This is a genomic window from Leisingera sp. F5 (assembly GCF_001593695.1).
Genome location: NZ_LUKH01000076.1, coordinates 1 through 8425, shown reverse-complemented (window position 1 = coordinate 8425; position 8425 = coordinate 1). Strand labels below are relative to the sequence as shown.

Genomic DNA, 8425 nt, shown 5'->3' with positions numbered 1-8425 from the left:
CAAAGCAACCTTCGGATACGTCCAAGCCAGATTCTCGGAACTTGCCGATAAGATATTCTCCAAGTCATCCGACGATGCAAAAGTGAGAAATTTTGCCACGCCGGCCATCGCATCCGCGAGCGAGCAAGGTGTAGGTTTTGTTGAAAGGCATTCTAGATCGTTGAAATCTGCGCTTGCCAAGGTTGACGACGAACAAAGAGGTCACTTTGTAGAGGTGATTGAAAGCGTTCGTTCCGAAGTGGAGCCGCAACGCATCGATACCCTAGCCAACAAACTCGGCATCAATTTGAAGCCAATGAACAGTGAGGCATCCAGCGCTAGCGAAGACGGAGCATAGCCGTTTCTGTGGACGCAATGTTTTATCTTGGGTCGAGTCAAGCGTGGTTGCCTTCTACTCGAACCCAATTTCGCGAAATGAAATCAATGTCGGCTTCTTCGTTTCCGAAAAAGTCACACGCTCCCGCAGAGAATGACGGCTCTCCGCTCGTCGGGGCTGAGGTGACCGCTTTTTGTCGCGTCTTTCGCACCTGCGGCGAACGGCAGCAAGTCCCGCAGGCTGTGAGTTCGATCATCTCCAGATTTTGCTCGCGCGGCGAATGACCGGAAAGCGGGCTGCGCCTGCAGCAACGTGAAGCTAGGGCGAAGGTCCGGAAAAGGCCGGTCGTGCCTATTGCCCTGCCCGAGGAGCCACGACTGTGCAAAGGTCGCTGTCTGCGCTTCGCTGCCAACGTTGCAGGAGGCAGCATTAGCCAGGACCGCCGCCGCCTGGCGGATGGCTGCTTTGGTTCAAGCACCTCACCTCGGTCATCGGCGTAGGCGAAACGGCGGCGGCGCATTTTCCTGCAGAGCTGTTCTTACCCGAACGGTTCAACAGACCGGAGGAAGTCACATCCTATCTCGGTCTTGCCCCCGTCGTCAGTTCGAGCGGCAGAAGCCCTACAAGAGCAAAGCCACGCCCGGTCAGGCAGAAACGCTTGCGCGGCATATTGGTCGAAGCGGCATGACAATGGACCTGGCACGATCCAGAGGCAAAGGCCATCTACAATCACTATTTTGCGAAGCATGGGATCGGGTAAAATGCCATTGTCGCCGTCGCTCGCAAGCTCGCGATCCAGCTCTGGCGCACGGCGATGGAAACACCACCTTTTCCAGTCGAGGGCGCCGCGTGCGGGGCTCGGTCGGGATAGCCGACAACAAAAAGGGCGGCACCCTCATCAACCGGTGCGCGCCGAAAACGGTACTTGGTGATCCTGCATCCAGACAGGCACGAATAAGAAAAGACTTACGCAAGGTCGGTATACAGTAATGGTTTAGCTTACAAACCGGCGATGCAAGACCTTCGTCAGTATAGGTCGGAGTTGACCAAAGCCGACTAAGCATGTCGCGGCCGGTGAAAGTGTTAAGACCCAAATAATGTAGCCTCGTTAGGAAGCAAACATAAGGGGCACAGATGATCAGATACACCGGAAGTTGCCACTGTGGTGCAGTGAAGTTCACGTTCTCTGCACCCGAGATAGAGCAGGCCATGCGATGCGACTGCTCCATCTGCGCCCGTAAAGGCATATCCATGTCGATGACGGCGATAGCGCCGGAAGACATTGAAATCTCAGCGAAGGGGGATGCCCTATCAACATACCAATTTGGCTCGATGACAGCCCGCCATCACTTTTGCAGCCAATGTGGTATTCAGACATTCGTCGAAACTCGCCTAAATCCGGGCCACTACCGAATTAACCTTGGCTGCGTCGATGGTATCAATGCGCTGCGCCTTCCCGAGATCATTTACGATGGACAATCCCTCGACTGAGGACAGTCAAATCTAACTCCTCGGCCATTGACAGAATTTCACATATGAAAGTCCTTCCCAGCCCCCGGCAGCGCGGGTCCAGCAGGCTGTTGGCCGCAGGAAACTTATGAAAGCAAAATCCGATATTGATCTGTTGCGGAGACCGCTCTAATCGCGGCTTTCCCTCCGCGTCGGCTGCAGCCTAAAAGCAGCTTCCAATCCCCCGGCTGGCATCCGATCACTCGAGCGACGGGCCGCTGTACGCCTCCGGGACTGGGATCCCAAGGGAAGGTGCAATCAAGGTGGTATAGGACCGGCAGAATTGCTCAGCCTCACCTCCTGGGCCGCGCACGAGAGCCCTGCGGGGTCCGGCGGCGGCAAAGCTGCCATCGCCGAACATGATGCGCAGCGGAAATTCCCCGTCCTGGCGGGCAATCTGCCAAGAACCGCGACCTGCGCCGATGCAGGCGACGACATGCCGCAAGAGGATGCCAAACGTCACTCCAGGGGCAGGTTCAGGATGGTCAGCACGCTGTCGAGCTTTCGTTCGAGGGCGGCCATTTGCTGGTGGTTGGCTTCCTGCTGCTGACGGCCGAGGCGCAGGTCCTCGGAGATCTGGAGAAGCGCTGACAGAAGCCCTTGCGCCAGGGTCTTGGAGTCCCGCTCGGGCGTTTCCAGAAGCGCGAGTAGTGGGTGCAACACTCTGATGTGTTCCTCGTTCCGGATCAATTGGTCGAGAAGCACCTGATGGTCCTGGGGCAGGTGAAGCGTTTTCGGTACGGATGTGGTCATGTATGAACTCCGTGAATTCGGGTCTGTATTGGTTAAGGGCATTGAAAAAACTAGCGGCTTCCAGAAACCTTCGTGCTTCGTCCAATTTGCGGGTGAATTCGAGGCGGCTGCGCAGGTGCCGCGGTTCCCAAGCCGGACCGAGATTTCCACCTAGCACGCTGCCAGCACCATTCACCCAGAGATCGCTTTTGGTCCTGTGCGAGTTCAGGACCCGGGTGCGCCGAAACTCACCGGGGGCTAGTTCCATGGCGGCGTCGAGCTCGGGGAGGGACCGTGGCTGCTGATGCCGGAACACTGAGTCGAGGTCGGTATGCAACTGGCGGCGGAGATCGGTGGTCAGGTTCCGCTGCGGCACTGGCGGGGTCAGATCGGGGATCTTCGGGTCGAAATACACAGGCTTTTCGAGGCCCAGATGTCGTGCCAGCATCCCATGCACCCGGTCGGTGTTTTTTCGGGACACCCGCGGCCTGACCACCCAACCCGAAAAGGTCCGGGATACGATGGCCGAATGGACATGGTCGCAACTTTTGCCGGGGTGACGCGCGGCCAGCCATGGGGTTGCGAATTCCGGGAAACCTGTTTCGCGCAGCGCCGTCAGGAAAATCCGGATCCATTGGCCGCTACTTGCGCGCAATCCTTCGGGCAAGGACAGCGTCATATGAATGATGTCATGACCCGCCGCGAGATGGTCGAGATACTGACTAAGCCGACGCCGGGGCAGCACCGGGATCGTGCCGCCAATAATTTCCGCGCCATCGTCGAAAATGTAAGCGACGGCGGCTTGGGCGGTTTTGTGGAAGGTCACGTATGGGCGCATCAGCGTGCCGCCCCGCGCATGGCCAAAGCCTCGGCCAGCTGGCAGACCGCTTCGGCGAGACGGTCGATCCGGGAGGCGGGAACACGGCCGTGCAGGGCGTTGACCGCCAGACCGAGTTTTCCGATCTCCTCTGCAAGGGCCGCATCACCACCGCCTGCCTCCAGCGCTGCATGGCGCAGATAACCTGCTTTTGTTGCAAAGCCGCTCTGCCTGGCAAGCTGTTCCAGCTGCTGATTCTCAGTCTCGTTTAAGCGGAACTTGACCATGTGGCTCCTGCGTTCGGTCATGACCTATCCTTCTGTTCCTGGGGCAAGCCTTTCCCGTTCGCGCAAACGCGTGTTCAGGCCCTGTCCTGCTGATCTCCGATATCTGGACAAATATAGGCCAGGAAGGCGAAAATCGGGATGGCCGGAGACAACGGGAATGTGGAAAACCCCATTCAAATGTTTCTGCGCCGTGCTCCTTGCCGATGCGGCCAGCTGGCATTCAGCGCGGAGAAATAGGGCCCTGATGCTTAGGTCCTAACGCACGGGAGAAATCCTGAGCTCGATAATACGCCTGACGCAACCGGGACAATTTTGCGCTTCCGCATCTGGTCACGGCACACCCTCGAAACCGGCTGCGGCCCGAAGTTTGCATCCCAGGCAACCCGGAGCTGGCTCGAGAAGGTCGGTGTGACCCCAATTCGGATCTTTCCGGGATCACCCTAGGAGAACGAATACAGCGAACGTTTCAATGGAACGCTTCGCCGTGAGATGCCCAATGCCGAACGATTGAAGACCACAAAACAGGCGCAGATCGTCATTGATTGATGCGTCAGGCAATACAACCACACACGTCCGCATCAAGCGCTCAACATGTGCCCGCCGGTGGCGCAGCGGCATCGTACAGGGGTCGGGAAAACCAGGGCTGACTGGTTGCTGAAATGACCGAGCTGGTCCGGCAAGATGGCAGCTACCGATATCGGGGGGGCGCCGTGCTGCTGCGAGATCCAGTCTGGCAGGTCAGTTTCAGTTGGATCGAGCGGCTGTGGCGGCGGCGCTTCTTGCCGGGATCACCGATCAGAACTTCGTGGCGGTGTTTGGAAATGTCGATGGCGACCAGTAAGGTCGGCGCAGTAGAATAGGTGGCGGTCATACCCGGCCTCCTCAGCGGTGTGGTTTACGCAAAACTACTGTTGAGACCTGAGACCCGGTTATGGCCACCCGCTGCGCGATTTGAGGGCTGCGCGCGTGGCCATAACCTCTCAGCGGCTAATCTTCCCGACGTGCTATGGGCCGGAGTTTGTTGCCAATGCGTGCGGACCTGGTGTGCGGCTGTCGGGGCAAAAATCCGCCTTCATCGAGCAGAGAACCTGACAAAGCCCTCCCCAGATTGATTGCAGAAAGAGCGCCCGCAACAGGTCATGCGGGCGCTCCGGGAGTATTGTGTGCCGTTATTCAGCCGGTAACGGATCCTCATCATCCACTGTCGATGCGACTCCTGCCGCGTTCCGGCGGCTATCGTTGATGATCGCCTTGATCAGTGCAAAGCCCATCAGCACCATTGCAAAGCTGAACGGCAACGCGGCGATGACCATCGCGGTTTGAATGGCTTTCAGGCCACCGACAACGAGCAGGGCGCCAACGACCAATGCCAGCGCTATACCCCAAAAGATGATATGGGGGCGCGCCTTTGGACCATCGTCACCGGCCGCGTTGATGGTGTTGATGATCAACACAGCCGAGTCCGCGGATGTCACCAGATAGGTCAGCAGCAATACGACGACGATAACCGAGAAAACCCAGGTCAGCCCGTCGCTGAGCAGGACCGCAAGTGTGGCATAGAGCTGATCGGAAATCCCAACGCCCAGGATCGCGTTTTCGGCCGCGCCGCTCAGTTCCAGATCAATGGCCGTTCCACCGATAAAGGCAAACCAGATAAAGCACATGATCGACGGAATGATCATCGCGCCAAGAATGAATTCACGCACTGTTCTACCGCGTGAAATCCGGGCCAGGAACAGGCCGACAAACGGCGTCACGGCAATCCACCAGGCCCAATAGAACACTGTCCAGCCGCCTTGCCATCCGGCCAGAGCCGCACCCTTCTCGGTGCCATCATCAGACCACACGGTGAAACTGATTTCCGGCAGCGCGAGCAGGTAGTCCCAGATGCCGACGAAAAACACTTCGAGAGCGAACATCGTGGATCCGAAGATCAGGAAGAACGCCAACAGGAAAAAGCTCAGCCCCATATTCAGGTTCGACAGCCATTTGATTCCGCGACCGACACCGGACAGGGCCGACAGCGTAGATGCGCCGACAATGACCAAAAGGGCGAACAGGATCGCGGCGAAAGAGGCTTTCTGGCCGCCGTTTCCGTCGGCCACCAGCAGCCAGTCACCGACGCCTATGCGTGCCAGGCCGGCCACGAATTGTTCCACACCAAACCCAAGCGTCTGCGCAATGCCCAAAACAATGGCGACCACCGACACGATGTCGACCAAATGCCCCAGCGGCCCCGAAAGCGACTTGCCAAACAGCGGGATCAATGCAGTGCGCACCGTCAGCGGCAGATTGCGGCGGTAGGAAAAATAGGCAAAGGCCAGCCCGGCAATTGCATATGCGCCCCAGGCCGACAGCCCCCAATGCGCGAAGGACCAGATATAGGCCGAGCGTACGGCTTCTGCCGAGGTGCCGGCAACTTCGCCCATGATCACGTTGGGGTTGTTCTGGAAATGGTAAATCGGTTCAGCGGTCGCAAAAGTCAGCATCCCGATCCCGATACCCGCGCTGAACATCATGGAAAACCATGAGAAATTCGAGAATTCCGGCTTTTCACCGTCTAGTCCCAACCGCAAGCGGCCGGAGACCGGCAGGAGCGCCAGCACCAGGCAAAGGATGAGGAAGAAGGCTACTGCATAGATGTACCAGTAGTTAAACACTCCGAGAATGAGCGTGTTGAGGGATCCCAGCGCCGATGAAGCGCTCTCGGGAAAGGCTACGGCCCATACGATCAGCGCCGTGACGAGCAGCTTGGCGCCAACGGCCACGTTTTTCGAAAACCCGGCGTAAAAGCCGCTCTCCGAAACTGGAATGTCCAATTCTCCTAAAGGTGGTTTCATACTTTCCTCCCTGGTTTGTGAAAACTGTTCCGCCAGCAGACTGTGTTTGGGGTTTGCTGGCGGGATTTGCGCATTGCAAACTCTGACTGGGTTGCTCAGCCCATCAGGCGCGCGTCGAGCGGATAGGTTGAGATCGTCTCGAACCCGCTGCCGGTCACCACGCCCTGATCCTCCAGCTTGACCATGTGGTCCCCGCCGACCTCGCCCACCAGCGCCTCGACACACAGCGTCAGGCCGGGCTCGAGAACGGCGTCGAAGGCACCTTCCACCAGACGGTCGGGATAGGCGATCAGAGGCCACTCATCGCACATCCCCACCCCGTGCATCGGCGAGGAGTATTTGAGCGCCTGATACTTGTCCTGCAGCACATGCAATGAGCGGGTCAGGTCCTCCATGTGGAGGCCAGGCTGCAGGAGCGCCGTGTTGTAGCGGATGTGTTCGACGGCCTCGGCATAGCTCTCGCGCATATGGGCCGGCGCCAGGTCGTCGCCGATCCACCATGTGCGGCTGAGGTCAGCGCAGATGCCGTAAGGTCCGATCAGATCAGTATCGAAAGCGAGGATCTCATTCTCGGAGATGACCCGAGGCCCGCATTCCTGGAACCAGGGGTTTGTGCGCGGCCCCGAGGTGAGCAGCCGTGTTTCGATCCATTCGCCGCCACGTTTGATGTTTTCGGCATGCAGAACGGCCCAGACGTCGTCTTCGGTCACCCCGCCGTTCGGAATCTCGGTGCGCGCGAAGTCTTCCATTGCGGCCATGGCGCGTTCGCAGGAATGGATGGCGCAGCGCATGGCGCGCAGCTCGTGCTCGGTCTTGATTCCCCGCGTGCGTTCGGTGACTTCCTCGCCGTCGCGATACTCCAACCCCGCGCGGCGGATCGCGTCCAATCCGGCAGGCTGGATCTTGTCGATGCCGATCTGAGTATGGCCCGGTGCGTGGGTGGCAAGCAGGTCCGCCACCTCGGCGGCGAAGGCGTCGGCCGCCGGGCCGATCCGGTCGCCGCGTGCGAAATAGAACATGTCCGCGCCGGACCGGCTCTCGCGGACAAGCGGATTATACTCGGCCAGGAACGGCGCGTTCTTGTAGTCCCAGATAACCATGTAACCGTCGGCGCAGAGCAGGCAGGCCCGGAACGGGTTGTGGGTGTTCCACAATTGCATGTTCGTCGTGTCGGTTGCGTAGCGGATGTTCAAAGGGTCGAACATCAGAAGGCCGCCATAGCCGCGCGCGACGATGGCGTCGGTCAGGCGCTTATGGCGGGCTTTGCGCATCTCGGCCAGGTCGGGCAGTTCCAGACCCGCCTCGCGCCATTCGGCATGGGCGAGCGCGGTTGGTCCGATCTCGACCCGGTTGCCGTCATTTTCCGTCCCGTCGCCAAGGCGTGCGCCCTGGCTTGGGTCGATCTTCCGGTGATCCCTGTAATGCGAGTTCATTCTGTGCATCCCTTTCAGAAGCTTGGAGACATGCGAAAACATGCCCGCGTGCTTGAGGCACGCGGGCAGTGGATCAAGCCACGTTTGCCGCCTGATCCGCGTATTGGCCGATGGCCGTACTCGGGATGCTCAGGTCGTGGTTTTCCGGTGTCTGGCCGGCATATTTGCCGATGGCTGCACGCGGGGTGCGCGGGGTGCGCTTTTCTGCTGTGTAGTCGTTGATCAGGTCACAGGGCGTGTAGTTGCGTTCGATCTCGTGCAAATCCTCTGCATCGAGTTCTGTCTCAAGCGCCGCAAAGGCAGTGTCGAGTTGGGCAACACTGTCCGCACCGACGAGCATCGACGAAATCTCTGACTTGCGCAGAACCCAGGCCTGCGCCACCTGCGAGGAAGTGATGCCTTTGGCCTCGGCCACACGCTGCACGGAACAGGCGATGTCATAGGACGCCTGGTCATTGTACATCTGCGCGGTAAAGAAGTCGGTCTTGTTG

The 8425-nt window shown here is 59.0% G+C and carries 9 protein-coding genes; 3 read left to right on the top strand and 6 right to left on the bottom strand.

The window, feature by feature from the left end; all coding sequences use genetic code 11:
• From A2I95_RS23690 to A2I95_RS23685, 3 genes are all read left to right on the top strand, one after another.
• Positions 1-337, top strand: a 337-nt coding sequence (locus A2I95_RS23690) for a hypothetical protein (RefSeq protein WP_291733799.1), incomplete at its 5' end; no start/stop codon positions are given.
• Positions 338-776: 439 nt separating this feature from the next.
• Complete coding sequence (locus A2I95_RS42595) at positions 777-1004, top strand: transposase (protein ID WP_367152381.1); 228 nt, start codon at positions 777-779, stop codon at positions 1002-1004.
• Positions 1005-1450: 446 nt separating this feature from the next.
• The gene (locus tag A2I95_RS23685) at positions 1451-1807 is read left to right on the top strand and encodes a GFA family protein (protein WP_291733796.1); all 357 of its coding nucleotides are present in this window, start codon (positions 1451-1453) and stop codon (positions 1805-1807) included.
• Positions 1808-2284: 477 nt separating this feature from the next.
• On the opposite strand, the gene A2I95_RS23680 is transcribed toward A2I95_RS23685, so the two are convergent.
• From A2I95_RS23680 to A2I95_RS23655, 6 genes are all read right to left on the bottom strand, one after another.
• Positions 2285-2578, bottom strand: a complete 294-nt coding sequence (locus tag A2I95_RS23680) for a hypothetical protein (RefSeq protein WP_291733794.1) — start codon at positions 2576-2578, stop codon at positions 2285-2287.
• Between the two features lie 816 nt (positions 2579-3394).
• Positions 3395-3682 (bottom strand): hypothetical protein, encoded by a 288-nt coding sequence (locus A2I95_RS23675; RefSeq protein ID WP_291733792.1) that lies wholly within the window; start codon positions 3680-3682, stop codon positions 3395-3397.
• 667 nt (positions 3683-4349) lie between these two features.
• A complete protein-coding gene (locus tag A2I95_RS23670; protein ID WP_291733802.1) occupies positions 4350-4532 on the bottom strand; it encodes a hypothetical protein in 183 nt (60 codons plus the stop codon).
• A 298-nt stretch (positions 4533-4830) separates the two neighbouring features.
• Positions 4831-6501, bottom strand: a complete 1671-nt coding sequence (locus tag A2I95_RS23665) for a BCCT family transporter (protein WP_134830540.1) — start codon at positions 6499-6501, stop codon at positions 4831-4833.
• Positions 6502-6596: 95 nt separating this feature from the next.
• Entirely contained in the window at positions 6597-7934 is a 1338-nt protein-coding gene (gene dddP, locus A2I95_RS23660) for a dimethylsulfonioproprionate lyase DddP (RefSeq protein ID WP_291733789.1), read from the bottom strand.
• A 73-nt stretch (positions 7935-8007) separates the two neighbouring features.
• The coding region (locus tag A2I95_RS23655; protein WP_291733787.1) for an aldo/keto reductase at positions 8008-8425 on the bottom strand (418 nt) is incomplete at its 5' end.

Bases quoted from the DNA above. Each gene is read 5' to 3' on its own strand.
- A2I95_RS23685 (WP_291733796.1), top strand. From the start codon at position 1,451: ATGATCAGATACACCGGAAGTTGCCACTGTGGTGCAGTGAAGTTCACG.
- A2I95_RS23680 (WP_291733794.1), bottom strand. From the start codon at position 2,578: ATGACCACATCCGTACCGAAAACGCTTCACCTGCCCCAGGACCATCAG.
- A2I95_RS23675 (WP_291733792.1), bottom strand. From the start codon at position 3,682: ATGACCGAACGCAGGAGCCACATGGTCAAGTTCCGCTTAAACGAGACT.
- A2I95_RS23670 (WP_291733802.1), bottom strand. From the start codon at position 4,532: ATGACCGCCACCTATTCTACTGCGCCGACCTTACTGGTCGCCATCGAC.
- A2I95_RS23665 (WP_134830540.1), bottom strand. From the start codon at position 6,501: ATGAAACCACCTTTAGGAGAATTGGACATTCCAGTTTCGGAGAGCGGC.
- dddP (WP_291733789.1), bottom strand. From the start codon at position 7,934: ATGAACTCGCATTACAGGGATCACCGGAAGATCGACCCAAGCCAGGGC.